At 70.7% G+C, this 25,655-nt stretch carries 17 protein-coding genes and 1 pseudogene; 12 read left to right on the top strand and 6 right to left on the bottom strand.

Annotation, left to right across the window (positions count from 1 at the left end):
• The first annotated feature begins 28 nt into the window (after positions 1-28).
• Positions 29-823 carry a M48 family metallopeptidase gene (locus BLV01_RS16380; RefSeq protein ID WP_091802015.1) on the top strand — a complete coding sequence of 265 codons (795 nt, stop codon included), beginning with the start codon at positions 29-31 and terminating at the stop codon, positions 821-823.
• 132 nt (positions 824-955) lie between these two features.
• Here the strand turns inward: BLV01_RS16380 and BLV01_RS16375 are convergent, their stop codons facing one another.
• On the bottom strand, positions 956-1,822 hold the full coding sequence (locus tag BLV01_RS16375; protein ID WP_091802012.1) for an alpha/beta fold hydrolase: 867 nt from the start codon (positions 1,820-1,822) through the stop codon (positions 956-958).
• Between the two features lie 360 nt (positions 1,823-2,182).
• Entirely contained in the window at positions 2,183-3,175 is a 993-nt protein-coding gene (gene hemH, locus BLV01_RS16370) for a ferrochelatase (protein WP_091802164.1), read from the bottom strand.
• Positions 3,176-3,642: 467 nt separating this feature from the next.
• On the opposite strand from hemH, the pseudogene BLV01_RS16365 reads away from it, so the two are divergent.
• The 5 genes and pseudogenes from BLV01_RS16365 to BLV01_RS16345 form a co-directional block, all read left to right on the top strand.
• Positions 3,643-4,350 (top strand): annotated as a pseudogene (locus BLV01_RS16365) (lipid-binding SYLF domain-containing protein); the annotation flags it as partial.
• Between the two features lie 457 nt (positions 4,351-4,807).
• Entirely contained in the window at positions 4,808-5,038 is a 231-nt protein-coding gene (gene tatA, locus BLV01_RS16360) for a Sec-independent protein translocase subunit TatA (protein ID WP_091802006.1), read from the top strand.
• Positions 5,039-5,076: 38 nt separating this feature from the next.
• Positions 5,077-5,616: a Sec-independent protein translocase protein TatB gene (gene tatB, locus BLV01_RS16355; protein ID WP_091802003.1), complete on the top strand. Its 540-nt coding sequence runs from the start codon at positions 5,077-5,079 to the stop codon at positions 5,614-5,616.
• Entirely contained in the window at positions 5,603-6,388 is a 786-nt protein-coding gene (gene tatC, locus BLV01_RS16350; RefSeq protein ID WP_091802000.1) for a twin-arginine translocase subunit TatC, read from the top strand. Before tatB ends, tatC begins: the two co-directional genes overlap by 14 nt.
• Positions 6,385-7,080 (top strand): RDD family protein, encoded by a 696-nt coding sequence (locus BLV01_RS16345; RefSeq protein ID WP_175486015.1) that lies wholly within the window; start codon positions 6,385-6,387, stop codon positions 7,078-7,080. Before tatC ends, BLV01_RS16345 begins: the two co-directional genes overlap by 4 nt.
• Before the next feature lie 34 nt (positions 7,081-7,114).
• On the opposite strand, the gene BLV01_RS16340 is transcribed toward BLV01_RS16345, so the two are convergent.
• Both BLV01_RS16340 and BLV01_RS16335 read right to left on the bottom strand, forming a co-directional pair.
• Positions 7,115-8,047: a hypothetical protein gene (locus BLV01_RS16340; RefSeq protein ID WP_139178777.1), complete on the bottom strand. Its 933-nt coding sequence runs from the start codon at positions 8,045-8,047 to the stop codon at positions 7,115-7,117.
• A gap of 70 nt (positions 8,048-8,117) precedes the next feature.
• Complete coding sequence (locus BLV01_RS16335; protein WP_256375608.1) at positions 8,118-8,843, bottom strand: glutamine amidotransferase; 726 nt, start codon at positions 8,841-8,843, stop codon at positions 8,118-8,120.
• A gap of 117 nt (positions 8,844-8,960) precedes the next feature.
• On the opposite strand from BLV01_RS16335, the gene glyQ reads away from it, so the two are divergent.
• Positions 8,961-9,893, top strand: a complete 933-nt coding sequence (gene glyQ, locus BLV01_RS16330) for a glycine--tRNA ligase subunit alpha (RefSeq protein WP_091801991.1) — start codon at positions 8,961-8,963, stop codon at positions 9,891-9,893.
• 120 nt (positions 9,894-10,013) lie between these two features.
• Entirely contained in the window at positions 10,014-12,197 is a 2,184-nt protein-coding gene (glyS, locus tag BLV01_RS16325; RefSeq protein WP_091801988.1) for a glycine--tRNA ligase subunit beta, read from the top strand.
• Between the two features lie 216 nt (positions 12,198-12,413).
• On the opposite strand, the gene BLV01_RS16320 is transcribed toward glyS, so the two are convergent.
• The gene (locus BLV01_RS16320; protein ID WP_254782665.1) at positions 12,414-15,149 is read right to left on the bottom strand and encodes a TonB-dependent receptor plug domain-containing protein; all 2,736 of its coding nucleotides are present in this window, start codon (positions 15,147-15,149) and stop codon (positions 12,414-12,416) included.
• A gap of 548 nt (positions 15,150-15,697) precedes the next feature.
• Here BLV01_RS16320 and BLV01_RS16315 point away from each other — a divergent pair.
• The 4 genes from BLV01_RS16315 to BLV01_RS16300 all read left to right on the top strand — a co-directional run bounded on the left by BLV01_RS16315 (position 15,698) and on the right by BLV01_RS16300 (position 22,726).
• A complete protein-coding gene (locus tag BLV01_RS16315) occupies positions 15,698-17,662 on the top strand; it encodes an autotransporter assembly complex protein TamA (RefSeq protein WP_343124246.1) in 1,965 nt (654 codons plus the stop codon).
• A 27-nt stretch (positions 17,663-17,689) separates the two neighbouring features.
• A complete protein-coding gene (locus BLV01_RS16310) occupies positions 17,690-21,586 on the top strand; it encodes a translocation/assembly module TamB domain-containing protein (protein WP_091801976.1) in 3,897 nt (1,298 codons plus the stop codon).
• A gap of 284 nt (positions 21,587-21,870) precedes the next feature.
• On the top strand, positions 21,871-22,119 hold the full coding sequence (locus tag BLV01_RS16305; protein ID WP_139178775.1) for a hypothetical protein: 249 nt from the start codon (positions 21,871-21,873) through the stop codon (positions 22,117-22,119).
• A gap of 52 nt (positions 22,120-22,171) precedes the next feature.
• The gene (locus BLV01_RS16300; protein ID WP_091801970.1) at positions 22,172-22,726 is read left to right on the top strand and encodes a DinB family protein; all 555 of its coding nucleotides are present in this window, start codon (positions 22,172-22,174) and stop codon (positions 22,724-22,726) included.
• 1 nt (position 22,727) lies between these two features.
• Here BLV01_RS16300 and BLV01_RS16295 read toward each other — a convergent pair whose 3' ends face one another.
• Entirely contained in the window at positions 22,728-25,550 is a 2,823-nt protein-coding gene (locus BLV01_RS16295) for a serine/threonine-protein kinase (protein WP_091801967.1), read from the bottom strand.
• Positions 25,551-25,655 lie beyond the last annotated feature (105 nt).

The raw sequence follows: 25,655 nt of genomic DNA, 5'->3' as shown, positions 1-25,655 counted from the left end.
ATGCTTCGCCCATGGCGGTCCCCCACCCATGACGAGCCTTCTGCGCCTGCTGACCGGCACCCCGCAGGCCGCGCCGCGCACGATCTCGCGCGAGACCGTCGCCATCGTCCTGGCCAACGGCCAACGCGTCGAAGTGCTGCGCGTGCGCGACCCGCGCGCGCGCCGGATCAAGCTCAGCGTCGACGAGCGCGGCCCGCGCCTGACCCTGCCGCTGCGCGCCAGCGAGATCGCCGGGCAGCGTTTCGTGATCGAGCACGGCGACTGGCTGCTGGCGCAGATCGCCCGCGCCGGCACCGACGCGCCGGGCCTGCGGCCGCACGCCACCGACACCCTGCCGCTGCGCGGCGGGGAGGTGCCGCTGCGCTGGCAAGAAGCGCGCTACCTGCGCATCCAGCCGGGCGAGGACGCCATCGACATCGCCGCGCCGCAGGCCGTCGCGCTGAAGTCGCTGCAGCGCGCGCTGCGCGACTTCTACGAAGGCCAGGCCCGCGCCGACGTCGGCCGCTGGCTGCCCAAGTACCTGCCGGAACTGCCGCGGGCGCCGACGCGGCTGCGTTACCGGGTGATGTCCTCGCAGTGGGGTTCGCTGGCGCCGGACGGCGCGCTGTCGCTGGACCTGTCGCTGGTGCTGGCGCCGCCGGCCGCGTTCGAATACGTGCTGGTGCACGAGCTGTGCCACCTGATCCACGCCGACCACTCGCGCGCGTTCTGGCGCGAGGTCGAGCGGCGCTGCCCGGATTGGCGGCTGCAGCGCGAATACTTCCGCGACTGCGGCCGCGCGCTCAAGGCGCGCTTGCGCAAGCTGATCGCCGCCGAGGATTGACGTGGGCGCAGCGATTCGGACGGCGGCGTTCGCGGCCTGCCGATTCGCCCACGGTTTGCGCGGCTCGAACCAGCCAACCCGATGCGGGCAAGCCGGCCTGCGCTGGCCGGCGTCGCGACCGCGGCGCGCCGCTCAGCCGGCGAGGAAGCCGCGGAACAGTTCGCCGACCACCGCCGGCTGTTCCATGTGCAGGTGATGCGTGCCCGCGCGCGTGTGCAACTCGCCGTTGCGCAGCAGGCCCGCGCGCTCGCGCCGCAGCGCGTCGGGCATGTAACTCTGCGCGGGGTCGGCCCAGATCATGCAGGTCGGGCTGTCGATCGCGCGGATCAGCGAACGCATCTGGCCTTCGCTCATGCGTTGCGCGCTGGTGAGGGTCAGGCGCGGGTCGCTGCGCCAGACGAAGCCGGCCGCGCCGGAATCGCCGCGCACCGGGGCGACGCCGCGCTCGACCAGCAACCGCGCCGCCGGTTCGCTGAGGTCGTTGGCCATCATCCGCGCCTTGATCGCGGTGGCGATGTCGTCGAACACGCGCAACTGCTTGGCGCCGGCCGCGGCCATGCCGGCGAAGGCCTCGCGCAGGCGGGTGCCGACGCGTTCCTCGGGTTCGGACAGCGAGCCCAGCGCCTCGATCAGCAGCAGCTTGTCCACGCGTTGCGGCACCGCCGCGGCGAGCACGCTGGCGGTGGCGCCGCCGAGCGAATGGCCGAGCAGGTGGAAGCGCTCCCAACCCAGCGCGTCGGCCACCGCCAGCGCGGCGCGCGCGCCGGCGATGAGGGTGTATTCGGCGGCCGCCGGCAGGTGCGCGCTGGCGCCGTGGCCGGGCAGGTCCGGCGCGACCAGGTCGTAGCCGTCGAGCCACGGCGCCATCGGCGCGTAGCTGGCGGCATTGTCGAGCCAGCCGTGCAGCGCCAGCAGCTTGGGCGCGTGGCTGCGGCCGTTGCGCAAGCCGGCGAGGCGGCCGAACACGGTATCGACGACGAATTCCTGCGGTGCGGCCATCGCGGCATCCTGTAGCGGAACGGCGCCCGGACGCGGGCGCTTGAGCGAAAAATCGGGGGCGTGGAGCGTCGGTCCGGCCGAGCTTGGCCGGATCGATTCGATTAAAGCAGCCCCGGTTAGAGCAGGCTCACCAGCGGGCGCCGACGGCGCTCATGAGAACACGCGCCGGTGACAGCGCGCACCGGCCGCGGCCGCGGAACGTGCCGGCGTGCGCAGTCCCGGTCGGCGCTGCCGCGCGGCGTCGGGCCGGCATCGAGCCGGCCGGTTCGGATCGACCGGCGTCGAGGCCGCCGGTTGCGGCAGCGGCCGATTCGGTTCGAATCGAACGGCTCGGCAGCGGCCGAAGCCCGCTCGACCGGCTCACCTGCCGGACGCCACCCACTCGGCCAACTCGCGCCGCACGATCCCGGCCAGCGCCTGCGCATGCGCCGGCGACTCGTTGAGGCAGGGCACGTAGCGCAGCGTGCCGCCGCGCGCGGCGAAATCCTCGGCCAGCATCATCGCCACTTCTTCCAGCGTCTCCAGGCAGTCCACCGCGAAGCCCGGCGCGACCACGTCGACCTGGCGCACCCCGCGCGCGGCCAGCGCCGCCAGGGTGTCGACGGTGGCCGGCTCCAGCCAGCGCTCGCGGCCGAAGCGCGATTGATAGCTCAGCGTCCAGGCGTCCTCGGCCAGGCCCAGCGCCTGCGCGATCGCGCGCGCGCTGGCCTCGCACTGGCGCGGATACGGGTCGCCGGCGGCGGCCAGCCGCTGCGGCAGGCCGTGGAAGGAAAACAGCAGGTGCTCGCCGGGGCCGTTGGCGGCGCGGTGGCGGCGGACCGACTCGGCCACCGCGGCGACCCAGTCCGGATCGGCGTGGTAATCGTGGACCAGGCGCTTGTCCAGGCCCTGCGCCGCATCGAGCACGTCGCCGACCGAGGCGGTGGTGGTGGTCGAATATTGCGGATACAGCGGCAGCGCCAGCACCCGCTTCACGCCTTGCTCGCGCAGTTGCTGCAGGGTCTTGCGCCACGACGGCTGGCCGTAGCGCATCGCGTGCAGCACGCGCAGTTGCGGCAGCTCGCGCTGCAGCGCTTCGGTCAGGCGCCGGGTGTGCACCGCCAGCGGCGAGCCCTCCGGCAGCCAGACGCTGGCGTATTTGTGCGCGACCTTGCCGCTGCGCAGCGGCAGGATCGCGAAATGCAGCAGCGGGCACCACAGCCAGCGGCTCATGTCGACCACGCGGCGGTCGTGCAGGAATTCGGACAGGAAGCGGCGCACGGCCGCGGTGTTGGCGGCGTCGGGCGTGCCGAGGTTGACCAGCACCACGGCGGTGTCGGCGGCGGGAGCGTCGGTGCTTGCGGTAGCGGGCATGGGCATAGGATGACATCCATGCGCGGGCGAGGGGCATCGTTTGTTCGGATCGCCGGCATCGACGGTGTCGATGGACGGCTTGGCGGTCCGGCGTCGGCGCGGTCCGAGCGGCCGCGAAATCTTGGCAACGCTCGCAGAAATCGCACCGTCGCGGCCGCCGGGCGCGGCTCGCGCCGCAGTCGCGCGACAGATCGTCGCGGCGCAACTCGCCGTCGTCGGGTTCGCACGGGCAGAAACCGGGGATTTTCCCCGAGGCCACGCGGATCGGCGCGTGATCGCGCCGCCGCGGCCTACAATGCCGCCATCGCGCGCTCGCGCGCGGCCGCCCGTACAGCGCCAGTTCGGTGGCGATTCATCGCCGCCGCACTAGCTTGAACCGATCGCCGCCGCCGCGGTCTGTACGTCCGGTCGCCCGCGCAGGCGTCCTTCATCCGCGAATCGCTCGCACCACACCGCCGGAGCCGTCCATGTCCCGTCCGCAGTCCCGCCTCCTGAGTCTGAGCCTGGCCCTGAGCCTGGGCCTGTCCGCCACCGCCGCCGTGGCCGGTCCCGATGAGGACAAGCGCGCCCGCGACGCGGTGCGCGTGCTCGGCGACATCCAGCAGATTCCCGAATCGGCGATTCCCGACAAGCTGTTCGACGAGGCCCGCGCCATCGTCGTGGTGCCCGACACGCTCAAGGTCGGCCTGGTGTTCGGCGGCCGCCGCGGCCACGGCCTGGTGTCGGTGAAGAACCCCGACGGCACTTGGTCCAACCCCAGCTTCATCAAGCTCACCGGCGGCAGCGTCGGCTTCCAGGCCGGCGTGCAGTCCTCCGACATCGTGCTCGTGTTCCGCGGCGCGCGCGGCCTGGATTCGATCGTCAACGGCAAGCTGACCCTCGGCGGCGACGCCAGCGTCGCCGCCGGCCCGGTCGGGCGCACCGCCGCGGCGGCCACCGACGGCCAGCTCAAGGCCGAGATCTGGTCGTGGTCGCGCGCGCGCGGCCTGTTCGCCGGCATCGCCCTCGACGGCGCGGTGCTGTCGATCGACGACGACGCCAACCAGGCCGCCTACGGCGCCGGCAACACCCCGCGGATGATCTTCGAAGGCCGCGCCAGCGGCCCGCCGTCCAGTGCCGTGGTCGATTTCCGCGATCGCCTGGAAGAGGCCAGCGCGACCGCGCGGGCCAAGCGCGTGGCCGAGGACCAGCGCCCGGAGCTGGGCACCACGGTCTATCCCGCGCCCGGCGTGACCGTGGCCCCGCCGGCCGCCGCGCCGGGGCAGCCGCAGCAGGCGCCGGCCTACCAGCGCCTGGCGCCGGCCCAGCCGGCGCAACCGCAGCCGGTGCAGGGCCAGCCGGCGCCGTTCGAGAACGTCCCGGCGCAGCCCAACCCGGCCAAGGTCGAGCCGCTGCCCTGAGCGGCCCCGCGGCAGGCCGGTTTCCCGATTCAGGCGGGAAACCGCGCCGTGCGGGCGGCGTCCGCCCGCTTGGCGCGCGGGCCGCCGTCGCGGCCCCGGCGCATTCGCCGGCGCACGCGCGTGCGCCGCACCTTGCCGGTTCCGGCCGGTGGCGCAGCAGGACTTCTGCCACATCGGCTTAAGGACGGTTGCGGTATCCTTGCCCCTTCATCATTGAGTAGCGAGCATCGTCATGGGCGCCTGGGGCATCGGTCATTGGATCATCGTCCTTGTGATTGTTCTGCTGGTGTTCGGGACCAAGCGCCTGGGCAGCGTGGGCAAGGACCTCGGCGATGCGGTGAAGGGCTTCAAGAAGGGCATGGCCGACGAAGACGACAAGCAGCCCGGCCAGCTCAAGGACGAAACCCGCAACAGCAGCGACAGCACGACGTCCGCGCGCAACGACGAGCGCAACCAGCGCTGATCCGGCGCCGCCCCGCCTCTTCCGCATAGCCCGCAAGCATGTTCGACATCGGCTTCTCGGAAGTCTTCGTGATCGCGATCGTGGCCCTGATCGTGCTCGGGCCCGAACGCCTGCCCAAGGCGGCGCGCTTCGCCGGGCTGTGGGTGCGGCGCGCGCGCGCGCAGTGGTATTCGGTCAAGTCCGAGCTCGAACGCGAGCTGGCCGACGAGGAACTCAAGCGCAGCCTGCGCCAGGCCCAGGACGAATTGCGTTCGGCGCAGCAGCAATTGCGCGACGGCGACCGCGCCCTGCGCGACGGCGTGGACGATCTGAACCGCCGCGTCGCCGGCACCGGCGCCGCATCGGCGGCCGCCGACGATGCCGCCGCCGCGCCGCGCGATCCGGCCGCGCCGGCGGATTCGGCCCAGCACGACGCCGCCCCGAACGACACGGCGTCCGAGCGCCTGGCCCCGCACGGCATCGCCGCGGCCGACATCGCCGCCGCGCACGCCGAGCCGGCGCACCTGGACTACTCCGGCGCCAGCCAGCCCGACTACCGCCCCTCCACCGCGCAGACGCCGAACGATGAGCGACGCTGATTCCCGCTCCGGCGATCCCAACGACTACACGCCCGAACCGCGCCTGCTCGATCACCTGATCGAACTGCGCGCGCGCCTGCTGCGCGGCGTGGCCGGCCTGATGATCGTGTTCCTGGCCCTGCTGCCGTTCGCCAACAAGCTCTACCACTACTTGGCCACGCCGCTGCTGGCCAAGCTGCCGGCCGGCAGCCAGCTGATCGCGGTGGAGGTGGCCTCGCCGTTCGCCGCGCCGTTGAAGCTGGCGTTCTTCGCCGCGCTGATGATCTCGATGCCGTGGCTGCTGTACCAGGCCTGGGCCTTCGTCGCCCCGGGCCTGTACAAGCGCGAGAAGCGCCTGGCCCTGCCGCTGCTGGTCTCGGCGCTGGCGCTGTTCTACACCGGTTGCGCGTTCGCGTTCTTCCTGGTGCTGCCGTCGGTGTTCGGCTTCCTGGTCAAGGTCACCCCGGCGGGGGTGTCGATGATGACCGACATCAACGCCTACCTCGACTTCGTGCTGATCCTGTTCCTGGCCTTCGGCATCAGCTTCGAGGTGCCGGTGGCGCTGGTGATCCTGGCGCTGCTGGGCTGGGTGACGCCGGCCCAGCTCAAGGAGGCGCGCGGCTACGCCATCGTCGGCATCTTCATCGTCGCCGCGGTGATCACCCCGCCCGACGTGGTCTCGCAGCTGATGCTGGCGATCCCGATGTGCGTGCTGTACGAGCTGGGCATCATCGCCGCCAAGTGGGTCGCCTCCGAGCGCACGCAGCCGGCCGACGACGCGCGCGATCCGTGAGCGCGCCCGGCGCGCCCGCCGGGTTCTGGCCGCGCTACCTGGCCTGGTCGCTGGACGCGGCCCTGGTCGCCCTCGCCACCTGCCTGCTCGGCGCCGCCCATTGGCGGTTGCTGGCCGCGCGCGCCGCGGATGCATGGGCCGCGGTCAACCAGCGCGTGGCCGACGCGATGGCCGCCTCCGCGCTCGACGACCTCGCCTTCGGCGGCTTCCTCGGCCGCCTCGGCGCCGACCCGCAGGTGCACGCCGCGGCCGGCGCGGCCAGCGCGGCGCTGCTGTGGCTGGTGCTGGGCTGGCTGATGGTCTACGCCGTGCTCGGCTTCGCGCTCGAAGTCGGCTGCATTGCCTTCACGTCGTGGCGCGCCACCCCGGGCAAGCGCGCGCTGGGCCTGTACGTGGCCGCGCGCGACGGCGGCGAACTCGGCGCCGGGCGCGCGGCGCTGCGCTACCTGGGCGGGGCGCTGTCGTGGCTGAGCTTCAACATCGGCCACCTGGTGGCGATGGCCAAGCCCGAGCACCTGGCCCTGCACGACCGCCTCGCCGGCGCCAGCGTGCGCAACCGCAGCGGCGGCGGCCTGCCGCTGTGGGGCTGGGCATGGCTGTTGCTGCAGTTGGCGGCGGCGCTGGCCGCGTGCGTGTGGCTGGCGTGGGCGTTGCAGGCGAGCCTGGACGAAGCGCTGTACGCCGCGCTGTAAGCCGCCGCCCGCGAAGGCGCGCGGCGGGCCGCGCTCAGGCCTCGAAGCGGTCCTGCCGCGCCGGCGGCTGCGGGGGCGTGCCGCCGCCCGCCGCGACATCGCCGTCCTGGGCGAACACATCGCGCCAGGCGTAGTAGCAGGTGCCGCACATCACCACCAGGAAGACCATGCCGTAGGCGGTGAACAGCACCCAGGCCAGCAGGTGGCCGAGCATCGGCGTGACCGAGGCGCCCAGCACCATCACCACCAACGCGGCGACGCTGACCAGCAGGCCGGCGAGCATCGCGCCGAGCATGAACAGCATGGTCGCGAACAGGTACGAGCCCAGGTTCCACAGCGAGGCGCCGAAGCTGCGCTTGACCGCGTCCGACAGGCCCAGCCCGGAGAACATGATCTGCGGCACCGACACCAGCACCACCGCGGTGCTGAAGTAATAGAACAGCAGCTGCGCCAGCGCGACCAGCGCCGGCTGCTCGGCGGTCGGCACGGTGCTGATGCGGCCGGTGATCGCGCCGCGCACCATCTCCTGGTACTGCGCCCAGAAATCCTCGCCGGTGGCCCACAGCAGCAGCGAGCCGCAGATCAGCGCCAGCGCGATCTGGATCAGCCCCAGCAGCGCCAGCGGCAGGGTGCGGTGCAGGCGCAGCGGCGCGAACAGGTCGCGCGCGCGCACCGGGCGGCCGCTCTCGGCCTCGCGGATCACGTGCATCAGCCCGCCCAGCAGCACCGGCAGGACCAGCGCCGCGGCCAGCATCGCGATCGCCAGGATCCGGAACAGGCCTTCCAGGTCGAGCTCGCTTTGCATCCGCAGCGGCATCGTGAACACGTACATCACCAGGTACAGCACCGCGATCAGCAGCAACGCGGCGCCGAAGATCGCGCGCGGATTGCGCGTACCCAGGTTGATCGCGCGCAGCAGCCATTGCGCGCCGCGGGTCAGCGGCACCTTGCGTATCGGCGGGGTCATCGGATCGGTTCCGGGCATGGCGAAGCGGGCGGGCGTGACGGATGCGGCGGCGCCGGCGCGGCGGGCACGGTCAGCGGCCGTGCAGCGCGCGGGCGTGGCCGACGAAGCGGCGCAGCACCCGGCGCGCGTGCGGCGCCGCGCTGATCTCGCGCGTCACCGTGCGCGGGCACAGGCCCTCGTTGCGCAGCGCGTCCTGGCGCGCGCGCACGTAGCCGCGCATGTGGCCGGCGCTGAATTCGGGATGGAACTGCACGCCCCAGGCGCGCTCGCCCCAGCGGAAGGCGTGGCAGGCGTCGTGGGCCGAGCGCGCCAGCACCGTCGCGCCTTCGGGCGCGCGCAGCACCGTCTGCAAGTGGGTGGCCTGGGCCGGGAAGCGCGCCGGCAGGCCGGCGAACAGCGGGTCGGCCGCGGCGGCGGGGTGCAGTTCCAGGTGCACCGTGCCCATCTCGCGCCCGCCCGGGTGGTTGCCGACTTCGCCGCCGAGCGCATGCGCCAGCAACTGGTGGCCGTAGCAGATGCCGAACAGCGGCAGCCCGGCGTGGGCGGCCTCGCCCAGCCACTGCGCGCTGCGCTCGCTCCACTGGGCGCGGTCGGTGACCATCGCGCCGGAGCCGGTGACGATGGCCCCGGCGAAGCCGTCGCGGCCGGGCAGCGCGTCGCCGCCCGCGACGTTGACCACCACCGCCTCGTCCCGGCCCAGGCCGGCGGCGACGCGGATCCAATGCGGGAAGCCGCGATGGCGGCGCATGGAGGGGACCGGCTGGCCGGTCTCGAGGATCAGGAAGGGCGGCTTCACGGGGCGCTGGCGGGTACGGCGGGGGAGGGCCAATAATGGCCCGGCTCGGGGCAAAAGTCCTGAAATTTCAGGGCTCGCCGCTATACTAACCCGCTTTGCCGCAGCGCAGACGAGACCATGAGCGCGACCGACGCACCGACCACCGCGATCACCTTCCAAAGCATGATCCAGCGCCTGAACGCCTACTGGGCCGAGCGCGGATGCGTGTTGATCCAGCCGCTGGACCTGGAAGTCGGCGCCGGCACCTTCCACCCGGCCACCTTCCTGCGCGCGCTCGGCCCGGAGCCGTGGAACGCCGCCTACGTCCAGCCCAGCCGCCGCCCCACCGACGGCCGCTACGGCGAGAACCCCAACCGCCTGCAGCGCTACTACCAGTACCAGGTGGCGATGAAGCCCAGCCCCGACAACATCGTCGAGCTGTACTTCGACTCGCTCAAGGCGCTGGGCGTGGACCCGCGCGTGCACGACCTGCGCCTGGTCGAGGACAACTGGGAATCGCCGACCCTCGGCGCCTGGGGCCTGGGCTGGGAAGTCTGGCTCAACGGCATGGAAGTGACCCAGTTCACCTACTTCCAGCAGGCCGGCGGCATCGAGTGCCGGCCGGTGCTCGGCGAGATCACCTACGGCCTCGAGCGCCTGTGCATGTACCTGCAGAACGTCGACAACGTCTACGACCTGATCTGGACCTACGGCCCGGACGGCACGCCGGTGACCTACGGCGACGTCTACCACCAGAACGAAGTCGAGCAGAGCGCGTACAACTTCGAGCACGCCGACGTGGACGAACTGTTCCACCGCTTCGACGCCTGCGAGAAGGAAGCGCAGAAGCTGATCGACCTCGGCTTGCCGCTGCCCGCCTACGACCAGGTGTGCAAGGCCAGCCACAGCTTCAACCTGCTCGACGCGCGCCGCGCGATCAGCGTGACCGAGCGCCAGCGCTACATCCTGCGCGTGCGCCGCATCGCTCAGGGCGTGGCCGAGGCCTACTTCGCCCAGCGCGAGAAGCTCGGTTTCCCGGCGCTCAAGCAAGCGAACGCAGAAGCCGCCTGACCTCATGAAGCCCCTCTCCCGCTCGCGGGAGAGGGGTTGGGGTGAGGGTTCTACCCCGCATCGTCGAAACATTCCCGGCGCCGTCCGCAGGACGCGCGGCGACACCGCAAAGGCCACCGCATGAGCACGACCCAACCCCTCCTGATCGAACTGGGCACCGAAGAACTGCCGGTCAAGGCGCTGCCGGGCCTGGCCCAGGCCTTCTTCGACGGCGTGCTCGACGGCCTGCACAAGCGCGGCGTCGGCTTCGACCGCAACGGCGCCAAGCCGCTGTACACCCCGCGCCGCCTGGCCGTGCTGCTGGGCGCGGTCGACACGCAGCAGCCCGAACAGCGCAGCGAAGTGCTCGGGCCGTATCTCAACATCGCCCTCGACGGCGACGGCCAGCCGACCAAGGCGCTGCAGGGTTTCGCGGCCAAGGCCGGGGTCGAGTGGACGGCGCTGGAGAAGACCAGCGACAACAAGGGCGAGCGTTTCGTCCACCGCGCGGTCAAGCCCGGCGCCGACACCGCCAGCCTGCTCGGCGAGGTCGTGCGCGAGGCGATCGCGGCGATGCCGATTCCCAAGCCGATGCGCTGGGGCGACCACGACTACGGCTTCGCCCGTCCGGTGCACTGGCTGGTGGCGCTGCTGGGCAAGGACGTGGTGCCGGCGCAGGCGCTGGGCGTGAGCAGCGACCGCATGAGCCGCGGCCACCGCTTCATGCACGACAAGCCGGTGTGGTTCAGCGCGCCGCAGGACTACGTCGAATCGCTGCGCGCCGCGTTCGTGCTGGTCGATCCGGACGAGCGCCGCGAGCGCATCGTGCGCGAAGTCGAAGCCGCCGCCAGCGCCGACGGCGGCCGCGCGCGCATCGACGAGGGCATCCTGGAAGAAGTCAACGGCCTCACCGAATGGCCGGTGGCGGTGGCCTGCAGCTTCGAACGCGAGTTCCTGGCGGTGCCGCAGGAAGCGCTGATCGCGACGATGGAAGCGAACCAGAAGTTCTTCCCGGTGCTCGACGCCTCGGGCCAGCTGACCGAGCGCTTCGTCGGCGTGGCCAACATCGAGAGCCGCGACGCGGCCGAGGTGCGCAAGGGCTACGAGCGCGTCATTCGCCCGCGCTTCGCCGATGCGAAGTTCTTCTTCGACGAGGACCTGAAGCAGGGGCTGGCGTCGATGGGCGACGGGCTGAAGACGGTCAAGTATCAGGACAAGCTGGGGAGCGTGGCCGATAAGGTGGCGCGGGTCGCTTGGTTGTCTGTAGAAGTTGCGAAAGAATGTGGCGCCGATCCAGTACAAGCGAAGCGCGCGGCAGAACTTTCAAAAAATGACCTCCAGTCTCGAATGGTTAACGAATTTCCCGAGCTGCAAGGCATCGCTGGGCGCTATTACGCTAGTGCAAGGAAAGAAGATGCGGCCGTCGCTGATGCTATTGATTACGCATACATGCCGAGATTTTCCAGCGATTCGATCGCGCCATCTAAGCTTGGTCAGGTCGTCGCCATTGCAGAGCGGCTTTATACCCTGGCTGGTGGTTTTAAGGCGGGCTTAAAGCCAACGGGGAACAAGGACCCCTTCTCTCTTCGGCGCAATGCTCTTGGTTTGGCGAGAACGCTGATCGAAGGTGATGTGGACATCGACTTCGTTCATTCAATTCGTAAGGCTCAAATTTGCGTCATTGTTGCTGAGCTCGATTCCGAGCAAAAGCGCAAGCAAATGGCTGCTGAGTTGGCGCAGTTTGCAGGTATTGACGTTGGTGCCGAGCAAAGCGCACAGATAGTTTTGAATCGCGAAGAATTTTTGGCTGAAACCAGCGAAATTTATGATTTTGTTATAGATCGTTTGAGGAGCTACTACGCAGATCGTGGAGTTCCTGCGCAGCAATTTGAAACCGTGGTTGCGTTGCGTGTTTCGAATCTGGCCGACTTCGATCGCCGCCTCACTGCCATCGCCGAATTCGCCAAGCTCCCCGAAGCCGAGGCCCTCGCCGCCGCCAACAAGCGCAGCCGCAACATCCTCAAGAAGGTCGAGGGCGAGGTTCCCGAAGCCATCGACCCGGCGCTGTTCGCCGAGCCGGCCGAGCGCGAGCTGGCCGAGGCGGTGGACGCCGCCGTCGCCGACACCGATCCGCTGCTGGCCCAGCGCGACTACGTCGCCGTGCTCGGCCGCCTGGCGCGGTTGCGGCCGCAGGTGGATGCGTTCTTCGACAAGGTCATGGTCAACGTCGACGACGCGGCGGTGCGCAACAACCGGCTGGCCTTGCTCAAGCGCCTGTCCGACCGCCTGGGCAGCGTGGCGGCGATCGAGCATCTGTCGATCTGACCCATCGCCGCGCCTGCGTCGCGCCCTCCTGTAGGAGCGGCGCGAGCCGCGACCGCGGCAGTCGGGATGCGGCGAAGGGCCGAAGCGTGGAATGGCGTCGCGACCTGAGCGAAGGGCGTCGAGCCTGAAGGCCCTCCCACAGGCAAGGAAGGGACTTCCCACGCCAAAGAAAAAGCCGGCTTTCGCCGGCTTTTTCTTTTATCGCGACGCGCCCGCTTACTGCGAGCTGGCCCCGAACTTCCAGTTCACCTCGACCATGTACGAGCGGCCGTAGATGTTGTAGTTCAGCGAGTTGTAGTACGGGTAGACGTCGAAGGTCTTGTCGCGCTGCGGCATCTTGTTGAACAGGTTGTTGACGGTGAAGCTCAGCGACAGGTCGTCGCCGAACTCGTAGCTGGCGCTGCCGTTGAAGCTCAGGTGCGCGCGCATGCGGCCGCCGTTCTCGGCCGAGTAGCCGGACGGGTCGACCTGGGCGGCGTAGTTCGGGGTGCTGCCGTAGCGCACGCCGTACAGGGTCGTGGTCCACGGGCCCTTGTTCCAGCTCAGCGAGGCGCTGCCGATGCTCTTGAACTCGGAGGAGTAGAACGGGTCGCGCAAGTAGTCGATGGTCGGGTCGCCCGGGTACTGCTGGTTCTCGTGCTTGAGGGTCACGTTGTAGTTCGCGCCCAGCGCGAACGAGCCCCAGCTGTCGGTCTGCCAGCGGTAGTTGAGCTTGGCGGTCAGGCCGCGCACTTCTTCCTTGGACACGTTGATCGGGTTGGTGCGCACGCTGTCGAGCTGCAGCGGCACCGGCGCGTCCGCGGGCAGGCGGGTGATGCGCGCCAGCGCGTCCGCGCAGGTCGGCGACGACGGGTCGATCTGGCCCAGGCGGCAGGCCGATTCGTTGCGCAGCACCGCGTCGATGTTGAGGTCGTTGACTTCGTCGTCGATCTTGATGCTGTAGTAATCGACGCTGACGTCGAAGTTGCCGCTGGGCGCCCACAGCACGCCGGCGCCCCAGGACTTGGCGGTGATCGACTTGAGGTCCTTGGCGCCGCTGCGGCGGCCGGACACCGATTCGGCGTTGTAGGTGCAGTTGCCGATGCTTTCGTCGGGCTCTTCGGTCGCGCAGCGGTAGTAGTCGACCACGCTGGTGTAGTAGCCGCTGTCGCCGGCGAACACGTAGGCCATGTCCGGGGCCTTGAACGCGGTGGCGTAGTTGGCGCGCAGCAGCAGCGACTCGACCGGGCGGTATTCCAGGCCGATCTTGTAGGTGCCGTCGGAATCGGTGCCGGCGCCGACGTTCTTGTACTTGTCGTAGCGGCCCGACAGGCTGGCGGTGAGCTGGCTGAAGATCGGCACGCGGAACTCGACGCCGATCGCCTGGTTGCGGCGCTTGCCCTGGCCCTGGGTGCCGGTGAGGCTGAAGAAGTCGCCGGCGACCACGCGCGGGTCGGTCGGGTTCTTCCACGACTGTTCGCCGGCCTGCAGCACGGTGGCGAAGCCGACCGCGCCCGCCGGCAGGTGGAACAGCTCGGTGTTGGTCAGCTGCAGGTTGAAGTTCTGGGTCCAGGTCTCGGACTTGGTGCGGATGATGTCGGTGATGCTGTTGAACTCGGCCGGGGTCAGCGCGCGGTAGAAGCCGCTGTCGTCGGTCGGCGCGTACACCGGATAGGGGCCGACGTGGTCGATCACCGGGCCGAGGAAGCGGCGCTCGAAGAAGTCGTCGGCGGCCGCGCTGAGCAGCCAGCGCTGCTTGCTGTCGACCTTGTACTGCGAGCGGGCGAAGTAGGCGTCGTAGTTCCAGTTCGATTCGCCCAGGCTGCCGCGGCCGCCGAAGGCGAGGTTGTAGGAGTCGCTGGTCTGGCGCTCGTTGGTGGCGTCGACGTCGCCGGTTTCCTCCGGCGCGAACACGCGCTGGTAGGTCTCGTAGCGGCCGCTGGTGTCGTTGTAGAAGATGCCGTTGGTGTCCACCGAGGTGGTCCAGAAACGGGTGCCGGGGTTGGCTTCGGACTTGTTGTGGCCGACCAGCAGCGTGCCGTACAGCTCGGTGCGGTCGTTGAGCGCGTAGGACGCGTTGAAGTAGCCGCTGAGGTCGCGCTTGCGGTTCATGATCGTGAGGTAGCCGACGTCTTCGCGGCTGCCGCAGTAGTAGCCGCGGCCGGGGCGGAAGTCGCGGGTCAGGGTGCCGTTGAACAGGTTGCCCAGGGCGCCGCAGGCCGCGCCCGGGTCGATGTATTCGTTGGGCAGCACGTCGGCGTTGATGCGCACGAAGTTGCGCGAGCCGTAGCGCGCGTCCGGATCGGGATTGTCGTTGGTCGAGTCGATGCGGCGGCGGTCGTAGCCGTAGATCGGGTCCTGCATGCTGTACTGCAGGCCGTAGGTCAGGCTGAAGGCGCCGACTTCCTTGCCGCCGATCAGCTGCAGGCGCGCGTTCTCGCCGCCGCCGCCGTCGTAGCCGCCGAAGCGGAAGTTCAGGTGGGTGCCGTCGACGCGCTTCTTGAGGATGATGTTGACCACGCCGGCGATGGCGCTGGAGCCGTAGATCGCCGACTGGTTGCCCGGCGCGATGTCGATGCGCTCGACCATCGCGGTGGGGATGCTGGCCAGGTCGGTGAAGTTGCTCTGGCCGTTGTAGAGCAGCGGGTAGTCGGCCATCGGCCGGCCGTCGATCAGCACCAGGGTGAAGCCCGGGTCCAGGCCGAGCAGGCTGATCGGCTCGGCGTTGGTGGTGAAGCCGCCGGTGTACTGGCTGTCCTGCACCGCGCCGGTGGCCAGCGGCTGCGCGCGCAGCACGTCGTAGACGTCCTTGAAGCCCTGGCGCTTGATGTTCTCGGCGCTGATGGAAATCACCGGCGTGGCGGTCTCGATCTCGCTGCGCGGGATCAGCGAGCCGGTGACGGTAACCTTGTCGATCTCGGTCGGCGCCGAAGCGGGCGGCGCGGCGTCCTGGGCGCGGGCGGGGGCGGCGATCGCGGCGGCGGTCAGCGCGGCGCCGATGGCGGCGGTCAGCAGATGGCGGTGCACGGTGTCGGAACTCCTGGGTTCTGGGCGGCGCCGCAGCGGCGGCGCACACCTGGGGGACGATTCCATCGCATGGGAAATCGCCTGGCCCGCGCGGCGCGGGCATGGCGCGGCGGTGCCGAAAAGCAGAAGTAAGCGAGTCCCCGACACGGAAATTACGCGTTGCGAACGGTCGTGCGCAATACATCGGCGCGTAATGCGACCCGTGTCCGCAATCGATGCACAACGGGTAGGGAGATGGCCTTCGCTTGCGTTGTGTGCCGGCGTTGGATGGGGCGGCCGGGCGTGGAGGGCGGACGATGGATTCGGCGCCGGCCGTTCGCTGCCCGGCGCGGCGCGCCGTCGAGGCGCAGGACGCGTCCGCAGCGCCTTGCCGCAATGGCATCACGCATCGTTGACGCGTCCTCGTGTTGTTAAAAATTCTTAAGCAATACAAGCCGTTACCGGTTATCCTCCGTGCCATGCGATCGATTCCCCGTCTCTTCCTCGCCGGTGCCTTGGGCCTCGGAGCCGCCGGTGCGGCCCAGGCGGCCAAGGTCGAAAAAGTCGACATCCACGGCCTGGACGAGGCGATGACCAACAATGTCCGGGTCTCGCTGTCGCTGGTGGACAGCATCGGCAAGGAGCTGTCCGGGCGGCGCCTGGGCTACCTGCTGCGCGAGGCCGAGAACGAGACCCGCGAAGCGCTGGAGCCGTTCGGCTATTACTCGCCGACGATCAAGGTCGAGGACTCGCGCGGCACTCGCTTGATCGCGACGCCCTCGACCGACACCGCGGCCCAGGCCCGCAGCGACGATTCCGGCGCGCCGGGCGAGCGTGGCGGCGCGGCCGGCGCGGATGCGGGCGAGGGCGATAAAAACGCCGCCGATGGCGGCAACGCAGGCGGCGCCGACGACGGCGCCACCGATGCGCCCGCCGCGGCGCCGGCTCGCGCCGGTGCGTCCTCGCCGCCGATCCGGGTCACCATCACCGTCGACAAGGGCGAGCCGGTCAAGGTGCGGCGCTCCGACGTCGCCATCCTCGGCGCCGGCAGCGACGACCGTTATCTCAACCAGGACCTCGCCGCGTTCCGGCCCGGCCCCGAGCAGGTGTTCGACCACGCGGCCTACGAGGCCAGCAAGACCAAGATCAGCCGCAGGCTCGCCGAGCGCGGCTACTTCGACGCGGATTTCACTTCGCGCCGGGTCGAGGTGACGCGCGCGCAGCACGCGGCCGACATCGACCTGGTCTGGACCAGCGGCCAGCGCTACGACATGGGCGCGATCGGCTTCGAGCAGACGCCCAAGCGCATCATCCGCGACAGCCTGCTGCAGAAGCTGGTGTATTGGGAGCAGGGCAGCTACTACCACCAGGGCAAGCTCGACCGCTTCCGCGAATCGCTGGCGCGGCTGGATTATTTCTCCAGCATCGACATCGAGCCGCAGCCGGACAAGGCCGTGGACGGGCAGGTGCCGGTGCAGGTGACCCTGACCCCGGCCAAGCGCAGCATCTACACCGCCGGCGTCAGCTACGGCACCGACAGCGGCGCCGGCGTGCGCCTGGGCGTGGAGCGGCGCTACGTCAACGACCGCGGCCACAAGGCGCTGGCGCAGATCGACTTCGCCCAGCGGCGCAAGACCGCGACCTTGCAATACCGCATTCCCGCGTTCGCCTGGCTCGACGGCTGGTACACCTTCAGCCTGCAGGGCAGCGACGAGCAGACCGACTACATCGATTCGCGCCGGATCGAACTGGTCGCCAGCCGCAGCGGCAAGATCAACCAGCACTGGACCGCGACCGCCTCGCTGCACGGCCTGCGCGAGCGCTGGGCCTACTACGACGAACTCGACGACGACCCGAGTACGCAAGAGGTCTACCGCACCGCGACCTTCGTCTATCCCTCGCTGCGCGCCGAGTACGTCGACGTCGACGACAAGCTGTATCCGCGCAAGGGCATCAGCGCCACCGGCCTGATCCGCGGCGGCCTGGAAGCGCTGGGCTCGGACGCGAACTTCATCCAGGCGCAACTCACCGGCCGCTGGTTCAAGGGCCTGGGCGAGCGCAGCCGGCTGATCGCGCGCGGCGAGATCGGCCACACCTTCACCAACTCGCTGACCGACATGCCGCCGTCGCTGCGCTTCTACGCCGGCGGCGACCGCAGCATCCGCGGCTACGAGTGGCGCGAGGTCGGCCCGCGCATCCCGGCGGGCGACGGCCGCAAGGCGTATGCGCTGGGCGCCAAGAACGTGGTCACCAGCAGCGTGGAGTACGAGCGGTACTTCAACGAAAGCTGGGGCGGCGCGGTGTTCGTCGACAGCGGCAGCGCCTTCGACGACCAGAAAGACCTGAAGATGCGTACCGGCGTGGGTGTCGGCGTGCGCTGGCGTTCGCCGGTGGGCCCGCTGCGCATCGACATCGCGCGCGGCCTCGACGACCCGGATTCGGGTTTCCAGATCTATCTCAATATCGGCGCCGACCTGTAAGGCGCGCACAGGACCTTTCCGCAGCTGATGAGCGACACGCCCCCGCCGCCGCCGACCCCCACCGCGCAGGAGCTGCTGCTCGAACGCCGCCGTCGCCGCCGCGCCGCGGCCCGACGCTGGGCCTGGCGCACCAGCATCGCCGCGGCGGTGCTGACCCTGCTGATCGCGTTCGCCGCGTACTGGCTGATCTCCACCATCGCCGGCCGCGACGTGCTGCTGGCGCAGATCGTCTCGCGCCTGCCGGCCGATTCCAGCTTCACCTGGCAATCGGCCGAAGGCCCGCTTTCGGGCCCGCTGACCCTGCACGGGGTGCGCTTCGCCTACAAGAAGACGGTGTTCACGGCGCAGCGGATCTACCTCGATCCGGCGCTGCGTCCGCTGCTGGGCCGCAAGCTGCGGCTGGACGCGATCCAGGTCGAGGGCGCCACGCTCGACATCGAGAAGAGCGAGGAACCCTTCGAACTGCCGCGCTGGCCCGACGTGCTGCCGCAGATCGAACCGCCGCTGGCGCTGCAGGCCGACGATGTGCGCATCGACGGTTTCAAGATCGCCCAGGGCGGCGAGCACCTCATCGACATCCGCCAGCTGCGCGCCGGGCTCGACGCGCAGTCCGGCAAGCTGCACGTGGAGAAGCTCGTCGCCGACACCGACCGCGGCCGCTTCACCGCGCACGGCGATTACCAGCCCAGCCGCGATTTCAAATCCGACCTCACCGTCACCGCGGTGCTGCCGAGCGCGCCGGGCCGCACGCCGCCGCGCCTGGGCCTGGTCGCGCGCGGCGACCTGTCGCGCATGGACGTGGCCCTCGCCGGCGCCGCGCCGGGGCCGCTGCGTCTGACCCTGACCCTGCGCGGCAACGAAGACGCGCCGGACTGGCGCCTGCACGCCAAGGCCGACGCGCTCGACATCGGCCTGCTGACCGCGCCCGACGCCAAGCCCAGCGACACGCCGATGGCGCTGCGCTTCGACGCCCAGGGCAGCGGCGGCGTCGCCGCGCTGGAAGGCGAGTTCCGGCAGGGCGAGCTCGCGGTCGAGGTGCTGCCGTCGAAGGTGTCGTTGAAGGAGCAGGTGCTCGACGTGCAGCCGCTGGCGCTGCGGTTGTTCGACGGTACCGCGACGCTGCGCGGCCACGCCGATTTCACCGACGCCGACAACGGCCGGTTCAAGTTCTCGATCAACGCGCGCGGCCTGAGCTGGGGCGGCCAGGCGCCGCCGACCACGCTCAAGTCGGTGGCCAAGCCCGCGCAGGCGGCGCAGGCGCCGGCCACGCCGGCGGTGACGCTGGAAAGCGCCGACTTCGGTTTCGCCGGCACGGTCAAGGACTGGGCGGCGATCGGCAACGCCAGGCTGCTGCGCGACAAGCAGGCGGCGACGGTGGAATTCGACGGCCGCGGCAACGACCAGCGCATGAGCCTGAAGTCGCTCAAGGCCAAGATGCCGACCGGCCTGCTCGACGCCAACGGCGAAGTGGCGTGGGCGCCGAAGCTGGGCTGGGACCTCAAGGCCACCTTGTCGGGCTTCGATCCGGGCTATTTCGTGCCGGAGTTCAAGGGCGCCGTCGACGGCCAGCTCGCCAGCACCGGCGGCGTGCGCGACGACGGCGGGCTGGAGATCCAGGCCAGCGCCGAAAAGCTCGGCGGCCGCCTGCGCGAGCGTCCGCTCGGCGGCCGCGGCAATTTCCTCATGCACGGCGCCGCCACCGGCGGCAGCGGCGACGCCTACGAAGGCGAAGTCGCGCTGAGCCTGGGCGGCAGCAAGCTCGAGGCCAAGGGCAAGTACGCGCAGAGCATCGACGTCGACGCCAGGTTCGCGCCGTTGCAGTTGAACGATCTGCTGCCCAGCGCCACCGGCAGCCTCAACGGCACGCTCAAGCTGACCGGTGCGGCCGATGCGCCCGACGTGGATGCCGACCTGACCGGCAGCGCGCTCAAGTACGGCGATTACCAGGCCGCCAGTTTCAGCGCCAAGGGCAAGCTGCCCTGGCGCGGCCGCGGCGGCCAGTTGGCGCTGCGCGCCAGCGAACTCAACGCCGGCATCGCGCTGTCGTCGCTGAGCGTGGACGCGCAGGGCGCGGTCGAAGCGCTGCAACTGCAGGCGCAGGCGCGCAGCGAGGTCGCCAACCTGGATCTGTCCGGCCACGCCGACAAGCGCGGCAATGTGTGGTCGGGCGCGCTTGCGTCGCTGCAGCTGACGCCGAGCAAGGGCGCCAGCTGGCGCCTGCAGCAGTCCACCGCGTTCCGCTGGGACGGCGACAGCGGCGGCTTCAACGACGCCTGCCTGGTCTCCAGCAGCGGCGGTTCGCTGTGCGCGGCCGCCGACTGGCCGCGCCGCGGCGTCGAGCTCAAGGGCCACGGCCTGCCGCTGCTGCTGGCGCAGCCCTACCTGCCCGAGCGCAGCGACAAGCGGCCGTGGATCCTGCGCGGCGAGATCGCGCTGGACGGCGAACTGCGCCCGGCCGGCAAGGGCTGGCGCGGCAACTTCAACCTCAGCTCCGCCGGCGGCGGCCTGAAGTTCAGCGAGCGCGCGCGGCGCGAGCTGGTGCGCTACAACGCGCTCTCGCTCAAGGCCAGCTTCGACACCCAGAAGCTCAGCGCCGAACTCAGGTCCGGTTTCAACGACGACGGCCGCATCGAAGCCACCGTCGACACCGGCTGGGACGCGTACGCGCCGCTGTCGGGCAATGTCGCGGTGGACACCGACGAGCTGACCTGGATCGAGCTGTTCTCGCCCGACATCGTCGAGCCCAAGGGCAAGCTGGAAGGCCGCATCGGCCTGGCCGGCACGCGCAGCAAGCCGCTGCTGAGCGGACAGGCGCGGCTGTCGCAGTTCACCACCGAGGTGCCGTCGCTGGGCATCGTGCTGCAGCAGGGCGACGTGCGCCTGGACGCGCAGCCCGACGGCAGCGCGCGCATCGCCGGCAGCGTGCGCTCGGGCGAGGGCACGCTCAACGTCGACGGCACGCTCGGCTGGCAGGGCGACGACACCCCGCTGGTGTTGAACATCCGCGGCACCAACGTGCTCGCCTCCGACACCCGCGACCTGCGCGCGGTGGCCAATCCCGAACTCACCGTGCGCTACGCGGCCAAGCAGCCGCTCAACGTCACCGGCAAGGTCACCATTCCGTCGGCGCGCGTCGATCTGGAGCGCCTGGACCAGGGCGTGTCGGTGTCCGAGGACGTGGTCGTGCTCGATCCGGTGAATCCCGAGGACACCGGTTCTTCGCCGCTGGAGCTCGACCTCACCCTGGCCGTCGGCGACGACGTCAAGCTCAAGGGCTTCGGCCTGGACGGCAAGCTCGGCGGGCAGATGCGGGTGCGCTCGCGGCCGGGCCGCGAGATGACCGCGAGCGGCGCGCTGAGCGTCGAGGGGCGTTACGAGGCGTACGGACAGAAATTGCAGATCACGCGCGGCAACCTGGCCTGGAACAACGGCCCGGTGTCCGATCCGATCCTGGACCTGCGCGCCGAGCGCGAAGTCGGCGCGGTCAAGGCCGGCGTCGACATCGGCGGGCGGGTCAGCGCGCCGCAGGTCAACGTCTGGTCCGATCCGGCCAGCTCGCAGTCCGAAGCGCTGGCCTACCTCACCCTCGGCCGTCCGCTGTCGAACCTGACCGGCGACGAGAGCAAGCAGCTCAACGCCGCCAGCGCCGCGCTGTCGGCCGGCGGCGGTTTGCTGGCGTCGCAGCTCGGCGCCAAGATCGGCCTCGACGACGCCGGCGTGATGGAAAGCCGCGCGCTTGGCGGCTCGGTGCTTGGCGTCGGCAAGTACCTCTCGCCGCGCCTGTACGTCGGCTACGGCGTGTCGCTGCTCGGCACCGGCCAGGTGCTGACGCTGAAGTACCTGCTGCGCAAGGGCTTCGACATCGAGATCGAATCGAGCACGCTGGAGAACCGCGCGTCGGTGAACTGGCGCAAGGAGAAGTGAGGCCGCGGCGGAGCGGGCGCTTCGCCTGCGGGTCCGATCGCGCCTGAGCGAAAGGCGTCGGGCCTGAAGGCCCTCCCACAACGGCCGAGTCGGCCCCGCTGTTGTGGGAGGGCCTTCAGGCCCGACGCCGTCGTATCGGCCGCTATCGAGCTGCGCGCATCGCCCGCCCAGGCGCCATCACCAAGGACCGTATTGTGTCGTTGCAACCTGGCTACCGGCGACGCTTGCGGCGCCGATCTCGAATACGCCGCCGCGCCGGCCGCGCGACCGATGGCGCTGGCGCGATGGAGCCGGCGCACGGCGGCCGCAGGCGCCGCGCGGGGCTGACGGTCGTGGCCTGCGTCGTATCGGCAGTGGCCATTGCATTCCTGGCGCGGGAGCTGGCCGACCGGCTGGCGCTCGCATACCCGCTGTTCGCCGCGGAAATCCGCTCGCTCATCGGACTCGCCCTGGTGCTGTGCGTCGGCGTGTTCTGCCTGCGGCCGGTGTTCGCCGCTTACGCCGACCCGCACGCGGACAAGCCACGGCGCTGATGCGACAATCGCCCGCGAGCGATCGGCCCGGCCGGCCGCACGGGAGCCACGCATGAACCTGCTAGCCCACGCCCGCCTGATGGCCGAGTACAACCGCTGGATGAACCAGCGCGTCTACGCCGCCGCCGCGCGCCTGCCGGCCGAGGCCGTGGCTCAGGACCGCGGCGCGTTCTTCGGCTCGATCCTGGGCACGCTCAACCACCTGATGACGGCCGACCGGATCTGGCTGCGCCGCTTCGCCGAGCACCCGGCCCGCTTCGCCGCGCTGCAGCCGCTGCGCGCGCAACCGGCCCAGACCGACCTGCGCGCGATCGCGTACGCCACGCTGCCGGCGCTGCGCGCCGCGCGCGAGGAACTCGACGCGCGGATCGTGGACTGGGTCGGCGAAACCGCCGAGGCCGATCTCGACCAGGCGCTGGTCTACGCCAACACCCGCGGCGTGGTCTCGCGCCGGCGCTTCGGCCTGCTGTTGCTGCACTTCTTCAACCACCAGACCCATCACCGCGGCCAAGTCACCACGCTGCTGACCCAGGCCGGCGAAGACGTCGGCGGCACCGACTTGCTGGAGCTGGTTCCGACGCTGGCGGAGGAAGCGGCCGGCGATTGACTCAGCCCGCGCAGGTCGCGCGGATCGCCTGCACCTCGCGCAGCACCTCGCTGCCGTCGGGCCGCGCTTCGCCGATGCTGCGCAGCAGGCCGTCGAGCCGCGCGCGCGCCTGGCCGCGTTGCGGGCCGGCGCAGCGCAGTTGCGCGGCGTAGGCCTGGGCGCGCCAGCCGAGTTTGCGCAGGGCTTCGTCGTTGATCGGCAGTTCCGCCAGCGCGTCCAGGTGCGCCAGCGCGGCGGCGTCGCCGCCGGCGGCCTGGGCGCGCGACAGCGACAGTTCGGCCGCGCGCGCTCGCGGGTCGCGCTCGCCGTAGGCCGCGCGGGTCAGCGCGCGGGCGCGTTGCAGGCGCTGCAGCGCGGTCTCGCGCGCGCCCTGGGCGAGGTCGATCTCGCCGAGCAGGCGCTCGCTCTCGCCGACCGTGCCGGCCTGCGCGCCGTCCTGGCGGATGCGCAGGCGCCGCACCTGCTCCAGCAGCTCGCGCGCCTGCGCGTCGCGGCCGCCTTCGTGCAGCACCAGGGCCTGTTCGGACATCAGCTCGGCCAGGCGACCGGCCTGCGGATGGCGGCGCGCGATCTGCAGCGCGCGTTCGAGTTCGGCCATCGCCCGTTCGAGATCGCCGCGCTCCCACGCGATCACCCCGAGCGCGCTGTGCACGCCGGCGAGGTCCGCGTGCTCCGGGCCCAGGCGCTGGGCCAGCAGGTTGCGGATCAGCTCCAGGTCCTTCTGCGCCAGCGCGAACTGGCCCTGGTCGATGTGCAGCGCGGCGAGTTGCCGGCGCACTTCCAGGGTGGCCGGATGCTGCGCGCCGTTGACTTCCAGCGCGATCGCCAAGGCTTCGCTGGCGTCGCGCTCGGCATCGTCGAGCCGGCCCAGCCCGCGCCGCAACACGGCCAGGTTGCGGCCGATCTCGACCTGCAGCGGATGGCGGTCGCCGACGCTCTGTTGCAGTTTGCGCCGCGCCTGTTCGAAGCCGAGCAGCGCTTCGCGGCCCTGGCCGGCGTCGGCCTGCAGGCCGGCCAGGTCCATCAGGTTCTCGACCTCGCCCACGTCGGTGTTCTCGCGCATCTCGCGGCGGATCGCCAGCGAGCGCTCGAACAGCTGGCGCGCGCCCTGGCGCTCGCCGTTGGCGCGGCGGCAGCGGCCGAGTTCGGAATAGAACTCGCTGGATTGCAGCGGCAGCTGCGCCTGCTCGCGCCGGGCCAGGTCGAGCGCGGGCTGCATCAGCGCGGCGCAGTCGCGCGGCTGCGCCAGCAGGCGCAGCACCTTGCCGCGCTGGGTCAGCGATTCCAGGCGCAGGCTGTCGGGGATGTCGTCGGTGGCGGCGATGATCTGCGACTGGCGCTGCAGCAGCGCGCGCGCCTCGCTGTAGTCGCCCAGGCCGGTGCGCATGCGCGCGATCACCCCGAACAGTTCGGCGCGCGCGCGCGGCTGCCGCGCCAGCTCGCGGTTGCCGCGTGCGACCGAGGCGTCGAGCAGGCCGCGCAGGTCCAGCGCCTCGCCCTCGGGGGTGCCGCGCGCGCTTTCGAACAGGCCGACCATGAAGTCCTGCATCGCTTGCGCGCGCGCCGCCTCGACCACCGCCTCGCGCGCCTGCCAGGCGACCACGCCGAGCGAGGCGCTGAGCACCACCGCCACCAGCGCCGCGGTCGCCAGCGCCCAGCGGTGGCGCGCCATGTACTTGTTGACCCGGTAGCGCACGCTCTGCGCGCGCGCCAGCACCGGCCGGCCCGATTCGAAGCGCTGCAGGTCCAGCGACAGCGCTTCCACCGAGGGGTAGCGCTGCTCCGGGCGCTTGGCCAGGGTCTTGAGCACGATGTTGTCGAGATCGCCGGCGAGCTGCCGGCCGAGCCGGCGCAGCGAACCCGGATCCAGGTCGGGATCGTTGGCGTCGGCGTAGCGCAGCACCGCCTGCGAGGGCCGCAGCGGATCGGCGGCGAGGATCGCCTCTTCCCATTCCGCGTCGGTCTGGCGCTTGAGCTTGTACGGCTTGGAATCGGTGAGCAGTTCGTACAGCACCACGCCGAGCGAGTACACGTCGGTCATGGTGGTGACCGGCTCGCCGCGCACCTGCTCGGGCGCGGCGTAGTGCAGGGTGAAGGCGCGCGCGCCGGTGCGGGTCTGCTCGGGCAGCGGCACGTCGTTGCTGTCGAGCAACTTGGCGATGCCGAAGTCGAGCAGGCGCACGTCGCCGGCCGGGGTCACCAGGATGTTGGACGGCTTGAGGTCGCGGTGGACGATCAGGTTGGCGTGGGCGTGGCTGACCGCGTCGCAGATCTGCTGGAACATGCGCAGGCGCTTGTCCAGCGGCGTGCGTTGGTTGCGGCAGTAGTCGGTGATCGGCTCGCCTTCGACGTACTCCAGCGCCAGGTACGGCAGGCCGTCGCGGGTCACGCCGGCGTCGAGCAGGCGGGCGATGTAGGGATGCGCCAGGCGCGCGAGGATCTGCCGTTCGCGGGTGAAGCGGGTGCGCAGGTTGGTGTCGGTCAGGCCCGGCCGCAGCAGCTTGAGCGCGACCCGGCGCTGGTACAGCCCGTCGGCGCGCGAGGCCAGCCAGACCTGGCCCATGCCGCCTTCGCCGAGCAGGCTTTCCAGCCGGTACGTGCCGACTTCCACGCCCGGGCGCATGCCCGACTGCTGCGGCGTCACCAGCGGTTCGGACAGGAAGTCCTCGTGGCCGTCTTCCAGGCCAATAAGCTCAGTCAACTCCGCCGCCAGCGACGGATCGTCCGCGCCTAATTCGCGAAGACGTTCGGCGCGCGCATCGGGTTCCAACTCGAGCAATGCATCGAGCAGCGGCGAAAGTCGCAACCAGCGTTCGGCGTCCATCGAGTCAGCCGCGCACCCGCGCGCGCAGGGCGGCGAACAAGAGCAGCGGAGCGACGGCGATGTCGATCATGGCGTTGCGCATTCCTTGCAGGCGCGCAGCGCGCG

Origin of the sequence: Lysobacter sp. yr284 (genome assembly GCF_900107375.1) — a bacterium.
In the GTDB taxonomy this organism is placed as follows: domain Bacteria; phylum Pseudomonadota; class Gammaproteobacteria; order Xanthomonadales; family Xanthomonadaceae; genus Lysobacter.
This window is presented reverse-complemented; position numbering and strand designations above follow the sequence as displayed.

What these genes read in the sequence shown, in the direction of transcription:
- BLV01_RS16380 (WP_091802015.1), top strand. Translation starts at nt 29, where the DNA reads ATGACGAGCCTTCTGCGCCTGCTGACCGGCACCCCGCAGGCCGCGCCG.
- BLV01_RS16375 (WP_091802012.1), bottom strand. Translation starts at nt 1,822, where the DNA reads ATGGCCGCACCGCAGGAATTCGTCGTCGATACCGTGTTCGGCCGCCTC.
- hemH (WP_091802164.1), bottom strand. Translation starts at nt 3,175, where the DNA reads ATGCCCGCTACCGCAAGCACCGACGCTCCCGCCGCCGACACCGCCGTG.
- tatA (WP_091802006.1), top strand. Translation starts at nt 4,808, where the DNA reads ATGGGCGCCTGGGGCATCGGTCATTGGATCATCGTCCTTGTGATTGTT.
- tatB (WP_091802003.1), top strand. Translation starts at nt 5,077, where the DNA reads ATGTTCGACATCGGCTTCTCGGAAGTCTTCGTGATCGCGATCGTGGCC.
- tatC (WP_091802000.1), top strand. Translation starts at nt 5,603, where the DNA reads ATGAGCGACGCTGATTCCCGCTCCGGCGATCCCAACGACTACACGCCC.
- BLV01_RS16340 (WP_139178777.1), bottom strand. Translation starts at nt 8,047, where the DNA reads ATGACCCCGCCGATACGCAAGGTGCCGCTGACCCGCGGCGCGCAATGG.
- glyQ (WP_091801991.1), top strand. Translation starts at nt 8,961, where the DNA reads ATGAGCGCGACCGACGCACCGACCACCGCGATCACCTTCCAAAGCATG.
- glyS (WP_091801988.1), top strand. Translation starts at nt 10,014, where the DNA reads ATGAGCACGACCCAACCCCTCCTGATCGAACTGGGCACCGAAGAACTG.
- BLV01_RS16310 (WP_091801976.1), top strand. Translation starts at nt 17,690, where the DNA reads ATGAGCGACACGCCCCCGCCGCCGCCGACCCCCACCGCGCAGGAGCTG.
- BLV01_RS16305 (WP_139178775.1), top strand. Translation starts at nt 21,871, where the DNA reads ATGGAGCCGGCGCACGGCGGCCGCAGGCGCCGCGCGGGGCTGACGGTC.
- BLV01_RS16300 (WP_091801970.1), top strand. Translation starts at nt 22,172, where the DNA reads ATGAACCTGCTAGCCCACGCCCGCCTGATGGCCGAGTACAACCGCTGG.
- BLV01_RS16295 (WP_091801967.1), bottom strand. Translation starts at nt 25,550, where the DNA reads ATGGACGCCGAACGCTGGTTGCGACTTTCGCCGCTGCTCGATGCATTG.